General features: G+C 68.2%; 15 protein-coding genes and 4 pseudogenes. 7 read left to right on the forward strand and 12 right to left on the reverse strand.

Translation table 11 applies throughout. The annotated features are described in order from the left end of the window. The 3 genes and pseudogenes from ON41_RS43365 to ON41_RS06595 form a co-directional block, all read left to right on the forward strand. Positions 1–720 (forward strand): annotated as a pseudogene (locus ON41_RS43365) (hypothetical protein); the annotation flags it as partial. A 139-nt stretch (positions 721–859) separates the two neighbouring features. Continuing rightward, positions 860–1678 carry a DUF8176 domain-containing protein gene (locus ON41_RS38825; RefSeq protein WP_051161052.1) on the forward strand — a complete coding sequence of 273 codons (819 nt, stop codon included), beginning with the start codon at positions 860–862 and terminating at the stop codon, positions 1676–1678. 28 nt (positions 1679–1706) lie between these two features. Further along, positions 1707–2378 carry a class I SAM-dependent methyltransferase gene (locus ON41_RS06595; protein ID WP_051161053.1) on the forward strand — a complete coding sequence of 224 codons (672 nt, stop codon included), beginning with the start codon at positions 1707–1709 and terminating at the stop codon, positions 2376–2378. 13 nt (positions 2379–2391) lie between these two features. Here ON41_RS06595 and ON41_RS06600 read toward each other — a convergent pair. Continuing rightward, a pseudogene (locus tag ON41_RS06600) lies at positions 2392–4054 on the reverse strand (ABC-F family ATP-binding cassette domain-containing protein). A 220-nt stretch (positions 4055–4274) separates the two neighbouring features. Here ON41_RS06600 and ON41_RS06605 point away from each other — a divergent pair. The 3 genes from ON41_RS06605 (at position 4275) to ON41_RS06615 (ending at position 5500) form a co-directional block, all read left to right on the forward strand. Next, positions 4275–4466, forward strand: a complete 192-nt coding sequence (locus ON41_RS06605; RefSeq protein ID WP_040746055.1) for a PspC domain-containing protein — start codon at positions 4275–4277, stop codon at positions 4464–4466. Between the two features lie 267 nt (positions 4467–4733). After that, a complete protein-coding gene (locus tag ON41_RS06610) occupies positions 4734–5042 on the forward strand; it encodes a DUF6802 family protein (RefSeq protein ID WP_040746057.1) in 309 nt (102 codons plus the stop codon). 149 nt (positions 5043–5191) lie between these two features. After that, a complete protein-coding gene (locus ON41_RS06615; RefSeq protein WP_040746059.1) occupies positions 5192–5500 on the forward strand; it encodes a type VII secretion target in 309 nt (102 codons plus the stop codon). 48 nt (positions 5501–5548) lie between these two features. Here ON41_RS06615 and ON41_RS06620 read toward each other — a convergent pair whose 3' ends face one another. Continuing rightward, complete coding sequence (locus ON41_RS06620) at positions 5549–6247, reverse strand: hypothetical protein (protein ID WP_157185386.1); 699 nt, start codon at positions 6245–6247, stop codon at positions 5549–5551. Positions 6248–6613: 366 nt separating this feature from the next. Next, on the reverse strand, positions 6614–7009 hold the full coding sequence (locus ON41_RS06625; protein WP_040746064.1) for a hypothetical protein: 396 nt from the start codon (positions 7007–7009) through the stop codon (positions 6614–6616). A 301-nt stretch (positions 7010–7310) separates the two neighbouring features. Here ON41_RS06625 and ON41_RS06630 point away from each other — a divergent pair, with 301 nt between their 5' ends. Then, the gene (locus ON41_RS06630; RefSeq protein WP_040746065.1) at positions 7311–7658 is read left to right on the forward strand and encodes a hypothetical protein; all 348 of its coding nucleotides are present in this window, start codon (positions 7311–7313) and stop codon (positions 7656–7658) included. Positions 7659–7677: 19 nt separating this feature from the next. Here the strand turns inward: ON41_RS06630 and ON41_RS06635 are convergent, their stop codons facing one another. The 9 genes and pseudogenes from ON41_RS06635 to ON41_RS06680 all read right to left on the reverse strand — a co-directional run bounded on the left by ON41_RS06635 (position 7678) and on the right by ON41_RS06680 (position 16068). Next, positions 7678–7953: a hypothetical protein gene (locus ON41_RS06635; RefSeq protein ID WP_040746067.1), complete on the reverse strand. Its 276-nt coding sequence runs from the start codon at positions 7951–7953 to the stop codon at positions 7678–7680. Beyond that, a complete protein-coding gene (locus ON41_RS06640; RefSeq protein ID WP_246829462.1) occupies positions 7950–8657 on the reverse strand; it encodes a TNT domain-containing protein in 708 nt (235 codons plus the stop codon). The genes ON41_RS06635 and ON41_RS06640 overlap by 4 nt, the downstream gene beginning before the upstream one ends. Positions 8658–8726: 69 nt before the next feature. Further along, the gene (locus ON41_RS06645; RefSeq protein WP_040746072.1) at positions 8727–9116 is read right to left on the reverse strand and encodes a hypothetical protein; all 390 of its coding nucleotides are present in this window, start codon (positions 9114–9116) and stop codon (positions 8727–8729) included. Between the two features lie 12 nt (positions 9117–9128). Beyond that, complete coding sequence (locus ON41_RS42925; RefSeq protein WP_246460986.1) at positions 9129–10100, reverse strand: glycohydrolase toxin TNT-related protein; 972 nt, start codon at positions 10098–10100, stop codon at positions 9129–9131. A 482-nt stretch (positions 10101–10582) separates the two neighbouring features. Further along, complete coding sequence (locus ON41_RS42930; protein ID WP_246460988.1) at positions 10583–11107, reverse strand: hypothetical protein; 525 nt, start codon at positions 11105–11107, stop codon at positions 10583–10585. A gap of 100 nt (positions 11108–11207) precedes the next feature. Then, positions 11208–13136 (reverse strand): annotated as a pseudogene (locus tag ON41_RS43720) (toxin glutamine deamidase domain-containing protein); the annotation flags it as partial. Between the two features lie 104 nt (positions 13137–13240). Continuing rightward, positions 13241–13477 (reverse strand): hypothetical protein, encoded by a 237-nt coding sequence (locus ON41_RS06670; protein ID WP_040746078.1) that lies wholly within the window; start codon positions 13475–13477, stop codon positions 13241–13243. 1921 nt (positions 13478–15398) lie between these two features. Further along, a pseudogene (locus tag ON41_RS43935) lies at positions 15399–15782 on the reverse strand (WXG100-like domain-containing protein); the annotation flags it as partial. A gap of 1 nt (position 15783) precedes the next feature. Next, entirely contained in the window at positions 15784–16068 is a 285-nt protein-coding gene (locus ON41_RS06680) for a hypothetical protein (RefSeq protein ID WP_040746082.1), read from the reverse strand. Between the last annotated feature and the right edge of the window lie 72 nt (positions 16069–16140).

The following is a 16140-nucleotide window of genomic DNA, read 5'->3' on the forward strand; positions in this document are numbered from 1 at the left end:
ACGGTCCCGCAGGCATGGTCTCCGCAGGGCCAGTACGGCGGCATGGTGCCGGGCCAGGTGCCCGGGCAGCCCATCGATCCGGCGCTCGCCGCGCAGATGCAGTTGCAGCAGCAGCTGATCTCGGCCGGCGTCCAGATCGGCACCTCGGCGATCAGCGCGGGCGTCGATATCGGCACCCACTTGATCGACAAGATCGCCGAGGTCGGCACGCACGCCATGGATACCGTGGCGGCCTCGGCGGACAAGGCGATCACCGAGGCCATCAATCCCGGTGCGGCCGACGGCGCCTCGACCGGCGGCAGCGGTAGCGGCAAACTCTTCGATTTCGGCGGTACCGGCCAGAGCGGTCAGTCGACCTCCCCCTCGGGGACGACGCCGGGCGGCGTCGTCATCCCGCCGGCCTCGGGTGCGCCCGCCGGTCCCGAGAAGGCGGACCTCAAGGCCGCCCCGGCCGCTCCGGCGACGCCGCCCCCGCCGCCGTCCCCGGTTGTGCCGCCGTCCGACAGCAGCCCGGAGGCGGCCCCGCCCGCACCGAAACCGGCCGCGCCCGACCATGTCCCGCCCGGCGCCGCCGGTGGTCTCGCACTGCCGCCGCCGTCCTCGGGCGATCAGGATCACAAGCCGCGCGGCGAGGGCCAGCTGGGGGTGACGGTCCCGGCGATGGTCGAGGAGACGGTCCCGGCCGCCGTCATCGGCGACTTCGGCGATGACACGCTCTGACTCAGGCCCGCCGGACCCGGACGACAGCAACCCGTTCGACACGGGCCTGCCGATGGTGCGGATGCCGGTTCACAAGCAGAAGCGGCGCCGGCCCGGCCGTCGCGGATCACGTCGTCGCCGTCCACCGCCGGAGGTCGACTTGCCCGAGGACCTACCCGCCGGGGGCGGGCCGCCGTACGACCCGGGCGACTGGGAGCAGTGGCTGAATCAGCCCGCCCGGCAACGGGAGTCGTCGGTCTCGGTGCAGCGGACCGAACCGCCGGAATCGTGGGGTGAGGAGTTCCCCGAGGAGGACAACTCGGGCCTCATCCCGGCGATCGTCGACCGGTCCGGGGGCAATCCGGGTCCCCGGCTGCGTCATCCGCGTCGGCAGCAGCACACCGACACCCGTCGCCGGGACAAGGCGGTCGCCGCGCTGACCATGATCGGCCTGGGCATCGTGGTCGTGGCCATCGTGCTGACCGTCATCCACACCAAGCGGGACCGGACGCCGACGGTAGCCGCCAAGACGACCGCGGCCCAGGCCGCTCCGCCCCGCGCGACGGCGGCTCCGGCGGCCCCGACCACCCAGCCCACGACGTTCGCGACGGACGACTGCGAGCAGCGCCGCACCGCCGATATCGTCTCCGGCACCGATCCCGGCGGCACCAGCAACGGCCCCGACGCCATCCTCGCCTTCGAACGCGCCTACTACGTGCAGCGTTCCGGTTTCGCGGCGCGCGCGGTGGTCTCCGACGACGCGAATGTGCCCGCGGCCGAACAGATCCAGCGCGGTATCAACCAGGTCCCCGTCGGCACCCGCTACTGCGTGCGGATCACCCGCTCCGGCGAGGAGGGCCAGTGGGAGGTCCGCCTCACCCAGCAGCAGCCCGAGGAGCAGCCGCACTCCTTCACCCAGATCATCACCACGCGCGTGATCTCCAACCGCACGCTGATCACCACGATCAACCCCGGGTGAGATCCGATCGCCGGTAGGGTGACCGACGATGTTCGCCTGGAGTCACAATGCCTTCTACAGCCGCATGCTCGCCCGCCGTGTGCCGCGGCCGAGCCGCCGGATTCTCGACGTCGGGTGCGGGACGGGCGCCTTCGCGGCCGAACTCGCCCGGTACGCCGAGCATGTGGACGCGATCGACCGCTCGCCGGACATGATCGACAGCGCGATGCGCACGGTCCCCGGCAATGTCACCTGCATTCTCGGTGACGTCCTGGACTGGGAGTTCCCCGAGGAGAACTACGACGCGATCGTCTCGGTGACCGCGCTGCACCACGTGCCGCTCGACGAGGCGCTGCCCGTCCTGGCCCGCGCGCTGCGGCCCGGCGGAGTGCTGGCCGCCGTGGCGCTTCCGCGATTCGATCCGCGCGAGGTGCCGTTCGACCTGGTGGCGATGGTCGCCCACCGGGTTCTGGCGGGCCTGTTCTTCCTGCTGCGCGTGCTCGGGCGTGGCCGCTGGTTCGCGGTCGATCAGGATCCCGCGATGCCCGTCGTCCTGGACCCGCCGCTGACCACCCGCGAGGCCCGGCGGGTGGCCGAGGCGCTGCTGCCCGGAGTGCGAGTGCGGCGCAGGCTGTTCTGGCGGTACTCGCTGGAGTGGCACAAGCCGACGGACGGCACGCGGTCGGAACCGCGCGTGTACGAAGCCGGCGAAAAGTACTAGGAAACCACCGATCTCACCGCTCTTCCCGGAGCCGGCCGCGGTCCATACTCCAGCGCCGCGTGGCGCGCACGCTCTCCAGCATGCGGCGGTCGTGGGTGACCAGCAGCAGTGTCCCGGTGAACGAGTCGACGGCCTGTTCCAGCTGTTCGATGGCGGGCAGGTCGAGGTGGTTGGGTGGGCTCGTCGAGGACCAGCAGGTTCACGCCGCGCGCCTGCAACAGCGCGAGGGCGGCGCGGGTGCGCTCGCCGGGGGAGAGAGTGTCGTTGGGGCGCAGCACATGTGGTCCCCGCAGGCCGAATTTCGCGAGGAGCGTGCGGATGTCGGCCTCGGCCCAGTCCGGCACCTCGGCGCTGAAAGTATCGGCGGGCGTGGCGTTTCCGCGGAACAGCCCGCGTGCCTGATCGACCTCGCCGACCGCCACCCCCGACCCGAGAGCCGCCGATCCACCGTCCGGCCGGATCTTGCCCAGCAGCACCGCGAGCAGCATCGACTTCCCGGATCCGTTGGCGCCGGTCAGCACGATCCGGTCGCCCCAATCCACCTGTGCCGTCACGGGTCCCAGCGTGAACTCGCCGCGGGTGACGGTGGCGCCGGACACCGTCGCGACCACCGATCCGCTGCGCGGCGCCGCGGCGATCGACATCCGCAGCTCCCACTCCTTGCGCGGCTCCTCGACGGCGTCCAGCCGTTCGATGCGGCGCAGCGTCTGGCGGACCTTCGATGCCTGTTTCTCGGTGGACTCGGCGCGCATCTTGCGACCGGCCTTGTCCGAGTCCACCTTTCGCGGATCGCGCGCCTTGCGCCGGGCGTTGCGCACGCCGTGTTCCATCCAGTTGCGCTGCGTCACCGCGCGCGACTCCAGCGCGGCCTTGGTGTCGGCGAACTCCTCGTAGGCCTCGCGGGCGTGGCGGCGGGCGATCTCGCGCTCGGCCAGATACGACTCGTAGCCGCCGTCGTACACGTCGACCTGCTGCTGCGCCAGATCCAGCTCGACGATCCGATTCACCGTGCGCGCCAAGAACTCCCGGTCGTGGCTGATCACCATCAGTGGCACCCGGACGCCGGTGACGAACCGCTCCAGTCGCTCCAGCCCGTCCAGATCGAGGTCGTTGGTGGGCTCGTCGAGCAGCAGGATGTCGAAGCGGGACAGCAGGACCGAGGCCAGCCCGGCCCGCGCCGCCTGACCGCCCGACAGCGCCGTCATGGGGGTGTCCAGGCCGTTCGGAAGTCCGTTCAGCAGGCCCAGTTCGGCCGTGACCTCCGCGGCGCGCTGGTCCAGATCCGCGCCGCCGAGCGCCAGCCAGCGCTCCAGGGCGGGGGTGTACTCGTCGTCGCCGTCCGCGGAATCGGCGAGTTTCTCGGCGGCGGCGTCCATGACCCGCTGCGCCGCGGCCACCCCCGTCCGCCGGGTCAGGAAGCCGGTGATCGTCTCGTCCGGTACGCGCTCGGGCTCCTGCGCGAGGTAGCCGACCGTCGCGTCGGGCGGGCTGAGCGTGATCTCGCCGGTCGCCGCGGTGCGATCGGCCAGCATCCGCAGCAGTGTGGACTTGCCCGCGCCGTTCACGCCGACGAGTCCGATCACATCGCCCGGCGCGAGGACCAGGTCGAGGTCGCTGAACAGGATGCGCTCGCCGTGACCGGCCGCCAGGCCGCGGGCATGCAGGGTGGCGCTCACGCCCACACCTCGCTGGCGCTCGGTGTCGCCGTGCGCGCCGCGCGCTGCATCCATGGTTCGCTCGCACGCTCGCTCACAGTGGTGAGTCTGCCGTGCTCGGGGTCCGACCCTGAGTCCGGCCCCGGGAAAATCAGGGTGCGGATGGGTCCGGCGCCCGATGCCGGGCGGGCACGCGGCGGCGCAGAGTGGAGTCGTACCGATCGAGAGAAGGAGAGATCCCATGACCGCCCCCACCCGCCGGCTCACCCGGTCCCGCAACGACAAGTGGATCGGCGGCGTCTGCGGCGGCCTCGCCGAATACTTCGGCTGGAGCGCCACCGTCGTGCGCCTGCTGTTCGTCCTGTCCTGCCTGCTGCCCGGCCCGCAGTTCATCCTGTACCTCATTCTTTGGGTGGTGATCCCGAAGGCGTGAGGCCGCGCGCGGGCGCGAGATCCCACCTTCCGGCTCCGCCCTGGCAAACCTGGTCGGCGCCGCGGCCCGGGTTCCGTTGCCAGGCAGCGGAACCGGTGTCCGGTCCGGTGGAACCCCCGAGGCGCTCATAGTTATCCACAGGCAACGACCTGCGTCGGATACGTGATCTCGCTCGCACCGGACCGGTTGTACACAGGAGGGCTGCGCGAGGACCCCGGCGGATGCCAAGATGGACGGAAATCCGCCGCACGCCCCGAGGAGCAGCACATGATGACATCGGACGATCTGCCGGGTCTGAACCTGCCGGACGTCGATGCGCACTCCGATCTCGGCGGCCTCGGCGCCGTCGAACTCCACCACCCCACCCAGGACATCGACGCGGACGGCATACCCGACACCGAATCCGTCCAAACCCCCAACGGCACCGACATCTGGACCGACACCGACCACGACGGCTACGCCGACCACGTCACCACCATGGAAAAAGACGGCGCCTACGCCGCCTGGGAATTCCACCAGCACCCCGACGGCACCAGCGAGTGGGTCCGGACGGACAAGGGGCAGCTGGGGAAGTAGATTCCCTGCGGGCCGGTCGCGCACGCGGTGCGTCGGCTGTCGATGGAACCGGGAGCCGTCGGCGCGCGTCAAAGGTTGGTAGGACTGAGCCGACCTCGGACCGTCCGAAGCCCGGAGGCCGAACGCGATGGAGGGGATGAGGTACGCGGATGACCGAAAATGTCGTCGTCGATACCGTAGCGCTGCAGCGGCTGGCACAGTCGCTGCGTAACTCGGCAACAGAGGTGAGCACCCGGGCGAAGGACGTCCACAACAACCAGTTCGAGGCTGCCAAGGCGGGGGCCGCCTATGCCGCGCAGGGCGCCAAGATCCACGACGGTCTCGAGAAGGTCGGCAGCTGGCTCGATCACTGGGTGCAAGCGACCAATGCGACGGCCGACGCATTCGGCTCCGCGTCGGTGACGTACTCGAATACCGACAAGGAGAACGCCACAACTCTGGACACCGGGAAAAAATGATGGTGGTGGGGTATCGCGGTATGTCGTCGTCCGTCCCCAGGGGGTTGATCAATGTCGGGTGAGAAGTTCAGTATCCCCGCCGATGCCGACGTCAAGACCCTTATGGACATCGCGTCCAAGAGCCTGTTGTACTTCGAGAATTTCGAGGTCAGATATCAGCGTGCGTGTGGCGGCAACCTGCCCGCCGGAACACCCGCATACGGCACCCTCGCGCAGCTGTACGACCAGCAGAAGGGCATGGACGACGCCAAGTTCGCGACGATGGCGACGGACTTGGAGAAGATGCTCGGCGCGGTCGGGACCCAGCTGGATACCCAGCGCCGCGAGGCCCAGAACCTGAGTTCGCTCTGGCAGGGGTCGTCGGCCGAGTTGGCCCTGTCGCTGCTGAACGAGCAGTTGGACCGCGCCGGGACGGATAAGGCGGCGGTCCAGGCCATCAAGGATTCCGTTGCCAAGGCGCCCGGTGGCCTGCGTGCGGCGGTTCGGATCAAAGCGGCTGTCGTCGAGCAGATTCTCGAAAACGGAATCGACATCAAGATCGACGGTAAGACGCCCGGAGATATCGACACCATTATTTCCGGTGTCACCGCCGGCGCGACATGGGACCTGGGCCTGTGGAATACCACGCTGATCAGCAGGATCAAGAATATATTCCCGGACCTCGATCCGGACGAGAACATTGTTTCGACTCTGCATTCCCTGGTTTCGGGTGCGGGTATCTACGACAGTGACAACGCCTATATTCACCGCGTTCAGACTCGGTGCCGGGAATGGGTCGAAGATATCTTCAAACCCGACTACCAGAACAAGGTGACGAAATTCAAGGAGGCCTGCACCCAGGCCAATGTGGGTGTCGAGGCGGTCTACAAGGAAATTGTGGACTCGATGGAGAAGCTGTCGCCCGCGGGCTATCCGCGTCCGGCGGGAACGCAGACTCCGTCGACGCCCGGTCCGTCACCCGGTCCGAGCCCCGGCCCGGGGCCGTCGCCCGGTCCGAGCCCCGCGACCACTCCGGTGACTCCGACCGGCACCACGCCGACCACGACGAGCAGTGTCGACGGCCTGGCTCAGCTCAGTCAGCTGGCCAGTCAGGGTACGCAGCTGGCCAGCAGCCTAGGCCAGACCCTGACGCAGGGGGTTTCGTCGCTGTCCGGGATGGTTCAGCAGGGCCTCGACGGAGCGATGGGGCAGCTTCAGCAGATTACGCAGCCGCAGAACGCGAGTGGGACGCCCAAGGCCGAATTCGATGTCGCTGGTAAGCATCTGAAGTTCGAGATGGGCCCCAACGGCGAGTTGAAGCTGGCGATGTCCGGAGACAATGGCGAAAAGAAGTCGTTCAGCGTGAAGCTGGACGAGCACGGCAATCCGGTGATCTCCACCGAGGAGGGGGAGCCCGGCGAGGGCGACCCGAAACCTGGTGAAGGCGACGGGGCCGACGAGGGCGGGTTGCCGGACGGCGAGCACAAGCCGGAGGGTTCGGGCGACCCCGCGCCGGGCGATCAGCGGCAAGGGCCTCCGCCCGGAGATCAGGACGGACCGCCCGACGGGCAGAACGGACTACCGCCCGGTCAGCCGAAACCCCATTCGGCCGGAGGTGACTCGAGTTCCGCGGGCGGACAGCAGGATCGGCAGCCTCCCCCAGATGGCCCGATATCCGGTCCGCCCGGCGGGCAGCGCGGGCAACAACCCGAGCACAAGCCCGACCAGGCCGCCGGCCCGCCACGGCAGAACCCCCCGAAGGCCCGTTCGACTCCGGGGCGGAACTGGCCGAAGCCGGACCGCTGTAGAGATGATCTGAGGTACCCACAAGGTGAGTCACGCCGAAGAAATCGAGCGCATCGCACAAGAATGCCGGCGCCGGGAACAGATACTGGTCGACGAACTGGCCGAATTCAACGCACACATCGCCAACCGCTCACGCGAATTGGCCGAACGATCCGCACAACAGATGCGCGAGTTCTGGGACGAGTACGGCGAAGAGCTCGAGAAGGCCAAAGCCGAGGCCGAGGAAAAAGAGCGCCTGGAAGCCGAGGCCCGCGAACAACGCGAAGCGATAGCCCGCGCCGCGGCGGCCCGCAAGGCCAACCAGTTCGTCGCCCCGGTCGACGACGAAGACGAGGACGACGCCTACTACCGCCGCAAGAGCTGGCTGGAGTGAGGGCAGTCCGCAACGCCCGTCAGTCGGGGGCGCGGTTGAGGATGTCGGTGTAGAGGAGGCGGCCGCCGAGCAGGCGGAGGGCGGCGGTGCGGGTTTCGGCGCGGCCGAGGGTTTCGGTGCGGCTGCCGCGTTCGTAGTAGAAGACGTCCCACCAGCCGTCGGGAGCCTGGATCAGGCACCAGGTCTGTTCGCGCACACGGCCTTCCGAGACGAGGGCGCCGGGGACGTCGACCTTGGAGAAGCGCGCGAGTTGGCTGATCGGGTCCTGCGGGAAAAGGTTCGCGAACGACGTCACTTGTCCATCTCCTCGATGAAACCCGCCCCGACCAGATCGGCCGCCGGCATCAGGGTGAAGTACTGCTTGCCGCCGCCCGGGCGACCGAACCACGGTGCGGTCGGCCCGACCCATACCGCGGTCGGCTTCAGCACACGCCACCGCCGGTAACCGGATTGCGCGTAATCGAGTGGCAGGGACCGTGTTCCGAAGGGAGTGCCCAAGTCGTAGAGCAGGCGCGTGAAGGTGGGGCCGAAGGAATCCATGAGACGACCGGGCTCGAGCCGGGCTGGTGCGCGATCGGTCGGTGAGGCGAACCCGTCCGGATGCTGCCTCCCGTCGGGCCAGATCAACCGGCGCTGCCCGATCGGAAGCCCGTGGTCCTCGGGAACGACGAACCGCTCGATCCATTCCTGCTCGGAGAGGCCGCCGAAGACGGTGCCCTCATCCCCGTCGATCAGACTCCGGACCGAGGGTTGCGCGATGGACGCGCCGCCGAGTGCGTTGCGGACCCCCTGCCCGCGCAGCACCGGCTGGATCCCACTCAGACCGCCGCCGATCAACCCGAGAAACCCGAAACACCCCGCCGACTCGCTGTCGTACACGCAGAAGTCGTATTTACCCCCACGCTCGTACCAGAAGACCTCGTATTTACCCTCATCGGTCGGCACCAGACAGTAGTGATCGTCCGCATACTTACCCACCGATGCCACGGAGTCGGGCACCCCGAGTCCTCGGAGAATCACCCCGAGTTCATTGAAATCCACTGGCAATCCCTCTCGTCCCCGCACCACTCACTTGTCGGAACCGAACTGGTTCTCGAGTTCCTGCGCCGCCCGTTCCAGTTCGTCCTCGGACAACTCGTCCGGCCGGAATTCCTTCGAGCGCGCGTGTTCGATGAATTCCGCAGGCACCTCGACTCCGTAATTCTTGACGAAATACCCCCAATACGCCGGCCACGCCCATTCACCGTCGGTGATCCACCCGTGCGGCACGGACCTCTTCTTGCTCGGATCGAGCGGATCGTCATCCGACTGGGTCACCATCAGGCACGTCGAATCCAGCAGATACTCCGACAGCGGTCCACGCAAATCGTCGGCGAGCCGCCCGATGCGCTCGCGGAGCGTCGTCCGGGGAAGCTTTTCTCCACCTTTGTGTTGCACTTCCTGAAACACCGGAAGCATGCGCACTTCAGATCATCCTTCCCATTCGGATCTGTCTGTCAGTTCCGTAACGTTGCCATCGGGCGAATATCGATGGAACGTGCCGGGCAGACGCTTGACGTCCCAGTACGAAATTTCTTTGTTTTCGCTGTCGACGCCCATCCTACCGTGACCGTTGAGATACAAGTATCCGTCCGGCGCGATAACGTCCGTGCCCAGCGCCTGCGCGAGTTGGCGTGCGAAGGTGCCGTCGGCATGCCCCGTATTGCACGACAGCAACCTGATAGGCGTCCCCGGTTCATAGTCGGATCTGTGGCGAATGATTTCGGCAAGTTCTCTCGGCGAGAGTGACCGGCCGTCGGTCGAGTCCATGGATACCGATCCGGGTGTGCCGTGCGCGACGACGTCGTAGTGTCCGGGCAGCGGTTTCAGTGCTTTTCGCGCGTTCCGGTAGAACTGGTCGTCCTCGGCCATCACCGAGAAGCCCGGGCGTCCCAACGGGTGGGTCTGCGGCGAGAGAACAGGAGTCCCGTTCTCTTCCAGACCGGCGGCGACCGGAACGTCATGATCATGGTCAGACGGCGGCTCCGTGCCGTGCCCGGACGAAGGCGCGTGGGCCTGCGGCGGAATTTCTCGCAGGTACCCGCCCTCGATCAGCGCGGATACCGATACCGGCAGGAAATGCTGGACGCCCAGCCCGGGTTCGCCCATCTGCGGCGCGATTCCGCCCTCCCACACGGGCAGTGGCCTGATCACCTCGTACTGGTGATAGGAGCTACCGTCCAGATTTGTCGGGGGCAGCGCCCGTTCCGGATACGGCACACCGGGCGGGGAGGTGAACTTCCCGTTCGGACCACCGAATCGGTCGATCACCCGGCCGGGTTGCAGCACGACCGGATGCCGATCGGTGGCGGACATGAACCCGTTGGGATGGACGGTGCCGTCGGCCCAGGCCAGATTTCCGTCCGGCCCGGTGATCGACTGGATCCGCTCGTCGCGGCTCATCCCGTGATTCGGGTCGTATCCGTCCGGCAGCAGTGCCTCGACCGCAGGATGGCCGCGCCCGACGCCCGGATCCGGGGTCGGCCAGCGTCCGTGCTCGTCCCGGTACGCCTGCGCGTCCGCGGACAGACGCCGCTCGATAGCTTGCAGCCGCTCCCGTTCGGTGGTTTCGAGATCGGGGTGAGTGAGATTCTCGGTCGGGATCGGCGTGCCGTCGGCGTCGAAATATTCGTCGTGCGGCAATGACGGTGTGTCGGCGGGCGAATGGCCGGCGACGGCCACAGGCCCCCTCTCGGCACCGTCGTCCGACGGCTTGTCGAACTGCCGATCGTCTCCCGCCGGCCCGTGCTCCGCGGGCTCCGGGTGCGCCGGTGCCGATGGCGCGGTGGACCGGGAAGCGGTCGGCGAAACCTGTTCGGGCGATAAGGTTTCCGGCGACCGAGACTCGGGCACGCCTACCCATCGACCGTCAGGACGCTGAGCGTCTAGTCCTCGAACGTCCCCTGTTCCGGCCAGGCTCCGTCCCGCCGGTTCTGCATTTCCGTCCACGCGAGCACTGTTTCCGCCAGCAGGGCCGGCGGCCGATAGGTGAGGGTCCGCTTGTCGATCGTCAGCCGGTACTCCTCGTCCGGGTTCGGCTGACCCAGATGCTCCACCGTCACTTGATAGTCGACGGTCTCCGGATTCTCCGCGGTCCGGCGATAGTTCACTCGCCATTGATGTGGGTAGATCTGTCTGCCCTGCGGGGGCCTGCCGGTCTGTACCGCGTCCGTGTAGTCCTCGGCCACCATCTCCATCGCCCAGCTCGGGTACTCGATCACCGTGCCGGTCCGGGAATCGACCATCAGCTTCGTCAGTCCGAGATCCCGTCCTGCCGCCGTCTCCTCCGGCGTCAGGACCGGCGTGCACACCCACCCGTACGGGGCCTCCAGCATCCGGAACCTGCGGTCGGGATGGAAGATCTGTGCCAGCAACTGTTCCACTTGTTCCCTGGTTTCCAACTCCGGCATTGCCTGCTCCTTGCTGCGGAGACGTTGTCATGAACATCAAATTGCTCGAATTACCGACCATTGAACTCGGCGGGTGATCCAGCATCGTTCTGGCCTGGGGGTCCCACCACACCGGTCCACTGGCGCCGTGCGGATAGACGATGGCGGTGGCATGACTGCCGCCTCCTTGCCACGCGTTGACTACCAGTGCGGAAGAGCCTGGTCCCATCTGGCTGACCCAATTGTGAAGTGCGGTGAATTGATCGGGCACAGCGCGACCGTCGTTGAAATTTTGCCAGGTGCCACCGATCCACGACTCGGCACGTTGTAGTCCACCTTGTTCTCCGCTTCTCGTGTCGTCGGAGTTGTCGGGAAGCAGGTCTCGCCACCGCGGCGCGGCGACCTCTGGTCGCCCGTGGAAGGAAGACAACGCCGACAACGAGCAATCCAGACAATTGTTGCCACGCCCACGTACGGTGTTGCCCCCGTCATTGATCAGCTGGCCGTATGGGTTCGTACGCGGGTCGGCACCGATGAGAAAACGGTTGCCGTCGCGTAGCGCGTCCTCGACGGCCGACTGATATTCGGGGCGCTCGACGCCACTGAGACGACCGATGCCAAATGCCCTGAGGTCCGACGGGTTACCGAACGGTGCCGGGGTATTCGCGTGTGCGATGTCGTTGCTTATCTGGCGGATGTCGTTGGGGCTGAGGCCGTTCCCGTTGTCCGGCGGGAGGCCGAGTTGGTCTCGGAGGGCGTGGGCGATGGCTTCGGGGTGGGTGTTCGGGTGCCAGGTGTTGGGGCCCGGGCGGTCGCTGACGTGCATGCGGACGTTGGCGGCGTTCGGGTCGGGGGTGTGGACGATGTCGATGAGGACTCGGTCGCCGGAGAGGAGGCGTTGGCCGTGGTTGAAGTTGCGGTCCGAGGCCAGTTGCATGTTTTCCCACAGCTGGTTGACCGCGTGGGGTGGGATGTGGCCGTCGACGGATACGTGGACTCGGACGCTGACGACCGAGATCGGGCCGCCGCGGGCGTTCGGGTAGCGGCGGACGTCGTAGGCGGGTGGGCGGTTGGGGTCGCCGGTGGTGACCGGGGTGGTGCGGCCGTTCTCCGGCATCTGGTTCCGGAAGAACTCGCGCGCCTGGCGGGCCTCGGCGGCGTGCTGCATCTCCGGCGAGGGCCGGTGGCCGGGGTCGGCGGGGTGGTGCGGTCCCGCCGGGACATTCGGTGTTTGCGACGGATGATGTTGGGTGACAGCGGGCGTCGGCCGGTGATTCGGCGGTAGCTGTGGCGCCGGCCGTTGGTTCGGCGGCGTAGCGGACTGCCGGTTGTCAGGCGGTGTGGAAGGTGTCCGCTGGTGGTTCGGTGAGACCGGGGGTGTCTGCTGACGGTTCGGCGAGACCTGGGGTGTTTGCTGGTGGTTCGGTGGGACGGTGGGTGTCGGCCGTTGGCTCGGCGGGACGGGGGAGTGTGGTGATGGCCCGGGCCGGTGGGGCTGGGGCGGGTTGTTCGGGTGCTGGGATCGGCCGACGTCCGGTGGGCCCGATTCCGGTGCGCGAGTGAGGTGTTCGCCCGGAATCTGTGGTTGTGCGCGGTCCTCGGGCCGCGGAGCGGAGTGGGGCTCCGATCGGTCGGGCGAGGCGGTATGGGTGGGGGCGGGACCATGGTCGGGTCCGGGGGTGTCGGCCGTGCGGGGCCACCAGTCGGGCAGCTGTGACGCTTTGACGTGGTGCAGTGGGTCCTGATGTGCCCACTGCGGCGATCCGTCCGGCCCGGGTGGGGTGGGTGAGTGGTCGCGCCCGTCGGCCGAGGGAGGCGCCGCATGCGTGGCCGGAACGTTCGACTCGGGAGCGTGTGTTGTCTGCCTCGGAGACGAATGGTTCTGTGGCTGTTGGTAATTCGGGGAAGAATCCGCGCGTTGCGACTCCAGGTACTTGCGTACCTGCACATCATCGGGGCTCTCGCCCGGCGGATGTGCCTTCGCGGTCTGGATCTCTTCCCAGGTCGGCTGGTACCGGCGGATTTCCGGGCTGTACATGCCGCCGTACATGGGGTCGGGCGGGATCAGCCGGCCGTTGTCGTACCGGGCGACATATTTGTGTCGTTCCGGGTCGAAGCCGTGGCGATCCGGCGGCTGGGCGACAGGTTCCGGATCTACTCCGAAGCGTTGCCCTGATTGCGCTCGATCCGCTTCAGTTCCGAGTCGCGCCAGCGGTCCCAGTTCTTCTGCTGTTCCTCGGTCGCCGGGGGCTGCTCGCTCTCCTCCATCTCCCGTAGCCAGGCGATAGCCTGATCCATCTTCGCTCGAGCTTCCGGACCGCGCTCGTCCCGCAGTGTCGGGCCGAGGATCTCCCGGGCTGTGCGCAGATTCTCCTCCGGAGTGATGGCCATCTGAATCTCTTCCTGGATTGGTCAGTGTCCCGTCGGGGCGTGCGGCGGGATCGGCACGGCGAGGGTCGGGACGCGAGCGCGCGGGATCGGCGCTGGTGGGTGGTGTCGTGTTCTCGTGGCGTGCGGGCTCTGAGGTAGGACGTCCAGGGGTGGTGCGAGGCGTGTTGTCGGGACGTTGTTGGGCTGCGTCCGGGCGGGTTGGCGTGCTGCCGGGGGGAGTGGGTGAGTTGAGGCCCGATGTCTCGGATGCCGGGGTGTGGGTGGGGGCCGTGGAGCGGTGCCCGGCGTCCGGGGTGGGCGAAGCGGAGCCGAGGCCACCCATGCTCGGGACTCCGGATGTGCCTGTCGTCGGCGGGGCAGAAGCGGTCTGGGTGGATGCGGCAGTGGTGTCGGAGGGGGTGTCGTGTGCACTGCCGGTCGACGAGGAAGGGTCTGTCGGTGCCGGATTGTGTTGCGGGCCAGCGGTATCTATGCCCGGAGTAGTCCCCGGAGTCGTGACGCCGGGGTCCTGGGATGGGATGTTGTGGGATGGCTGCGCGCCTGAATCATGTGGGCCGTGTTGTCCCAGGTCTGCCCCTGGCGATGACGTGTCGCCGGGCGAATGCGGGGTCGTCGCACCGCCGCTATCGGACGGCGAGCCCCCATCCGAAGAGTGTTGGGGCGCACCGGTCCCCGACGTTTGAGCGCCGGAATCCGACGGCTGACTGTGCGTGCCATCGGTGCCGGGATGCTGGGCGTGCGTATCACCGCTCGACGGCTCGGCCGGTGCGCTGTTGGTCCCAGCCGACTGCCCGGGCCCAGTGCCCGTCGGCTGGTTGTGCGCGCCGCTGTCTTGTGAGGGAGCGGGGGAGCCACTGTCCGATGGCTGCGTGTGCGTACCGGTGTCGGCGTGAGTAGGTGCGCCGCTATCCGACGAATTGGTCGGTGCGCCACTGGTTTCGGTGGGTTGGCTGGGCGTACCGGTGTCCGCGTGAGTAGGTGTGGCGCTATCTGATGGGTGGGTCGGTGCGCCACCAGGTTCGGACGAGTGGTTGGGCGTGCCGCTGTCGGGGTGAGTAGGTGCGGCGCCGTCGGACGGAGGCGCGCCGCTGTTCCCCGAGGGCTGGGTGGGGCTGCTGTCCGGTGAGTGGTTGGGCGAGTTGCCGGTTCCCGAGGGCTGGCTGGGTGAGCCGCCACCGTCGGATGGCGTGGCACCAGTCCCCGACGGCTGGGTGGGCGTGCCACCGGCACCGGACGGCTGAGTCGGCGTGCCACCAGCCCCTGAGGGCTGAGCAGGTGTGCCGCCGGACGGTTGGGGAGCAGTGTCGGTATTCCCCGCGGGCTCAGTAGGCCCCGGGTCACCCCCGCCACCCGAGTCGGGTTCCCCACCGTGTTCGCCCGAATCCGAGTGCCCCCCACCGTGTGTGAGCGCGCTGTGGGTGCCGCCGACGGCCGCGTTGGCGAGGCCGTCGGCGGTGAAATCGACCTTGAACTCCTGGTCCAGGAAGGCGGCGCCGAAGCCGGCGGAGGCCACCTGACCGGCGGCGTCGGCGGCCAGTTCGCCGCCGGTGTCGGCGACCGCGCGCCCGGCGAGTTTGCCGACGGTGCTGCCGGCGTTGTCGGCCAGGTCCCCGATGCCGCTCTTGCCGAATACCCCGCCGACCGCGCCGCCGGCGGCCCCGCCGACCGCGGCCTGGATCGAGTCGCCGATGCCGAGCTTGTCGGTGGAGCGGTCGCCCTTGGCGACTTGGAGCAGGCGGGCGCCGAGGTCGACGCCGCCCTCCTCGAGCGCGCCCCATCCGGCCTCGATCAGTGCGGCGCGGGCGGCGGCCTTGAGCGCGGCGCGGGTCAGCATTCGGGAGATCAACTGCCGGATCGCCATCCGGATGGTTACCTGCGCGGCGACTCGCGCCGCCGCGCTGACGGTCGCACCCACACCCGTCAGCGCCCAGGCCATCTGGGCGGCCGTGATGATCATCGTCGCGATGATCACCAGCTTGGTGTGCTCGATGTCGTTGGCGCCGTCGTCGAGCAGTTCGGCCTGCTTCTCGCACCATTTGACCATCTTCTGCAGTGCGCCGTCTTCGCCCGACAGCTGCTTACCGGCCTGGTCGAGGGCGTCGTGGGCCTGTCCGGCCTCGATCGCGCCGAGGACCGCGCCCATCAGCTGCGCGGCGTCGTCCTCGAGGCCGCCGAGTGTGGTCGCCGCCTGGGTCCAGCCGTCGGCGACGCGGCGCATGGCCGTCTCGTCGCCCTCGGGCCAATCACCCGCGCCCAGCACCCATTTCGCAACCCACTGCAGTGAGTCGGGGATCTCTATGCCCATGTCAGGACTGTTGCTGCTTCAGTGCGGCCGCGTGCTCCTGATCGGTCTGCTGCAACAGGTTCGCGGTGGCGGTCACCGAGTCCCCGAATTTGCCGACGGCGCCCGCGAGTGCGCCGATCCCCGTGAGCCCGTCGCCGACGCCCGGGGTGTAATTCTGCGCGAACGACTTTCCCGTCTCGTCGCTGCCCCAGCACTCGCCCTCGGCATCGATCACGCGCTTCAGGTCGGCCAGCGCGGTCCGCACCGTATCCGACAGCGTCGCGAACTTGGGCTGTGTCGCCCGCATCGCGTCAGGGTCGAAACGTATTCCGGCCACCGTGCTCACCCCATCTCCCCGACAACTCTCTCGATGAATCCG

It is taken from the genome of Nocardia transvalensis NBRC 15921 (assembly GCF_000308875.1).
Taxonomy (GTDB): domain Bacteria; phylum Actinomycetota; class Actinomycetes; order Mycobacteriales; family Mycobacteriaceae; genus Nocardia; species Nocardia transvalensis.

What these genes read in the sequence shown, in the direction of transcription:
- ON41_RS06595 (WP_051161053.1), top strand. Translation starts at nt 1,707, where the DNA reads ATGTTCGCCTGGAGTCACAATGCCTTCTACAGCCGCATGCTCGCCCGC.
- ON41_RS06605 (WP_040746055.1), top strand. Translation starts at nt 4,275, where the DNA reads ATGACCGCCCCCACCCGCCGGCTCACCCGGTCCCGCAACGACAAGTGG.
- ON41_RS06610 (WP_040746057.1), top strand. Translation starts at nt 4,734, where the DNA reads ATGATGACATCGGACGATCTGCCGGGTCTGAACCTGCCGGACGTCGAT.
- ON41_RS06615 (WP_040746059.1), top strand. Translation starts at nt 5,192, where the DNA reads ATGACCGAAAATGTCGTCGTCGATACCGTAGCGCTGCAGCGGCTGGCA.
- ON41_RS06645 (WP_040746072.1), bottom strand. Translation starts at nt 9,116, where the DNA reads ATGCTTCCGGTGTTTCAGGAAGTGCAACACAAAGGTGGAGAAAAGCTT.
- ON41_RS42925 (WP_246460986.1), bottom strand. Translation starts at nt 10,100, where the DNA reads ATGAGCCGCGACGAGCGGATCCAGTCGATCACCGGGCCGGACGGAAAT.
- ON41_RS42930 (WP_246460988.1), bottom strand. Translation starts at nt 11,107, where the DNA reads ATGCCGGAGTTGGAAACCAGGGAACAAGTGGAACAGTTGCTGGCACAG.
- ON41_RS06670 (WP_040746078.1), bottom strand. Translation starts at nt 13,477, where the DNA reads ATGGCCATCACTCCGGAGGAGAATCTGCGCACAGCCCGGGAGATCCTC.
- ON41_RS06680 (WP_040746082.1), bottom strand. Translation starts at nt 16,068, where the DNA reads ATGCGGGCGACACAGCCCAAGTTCGCGACGCTGTCGGATACGGTGCGG.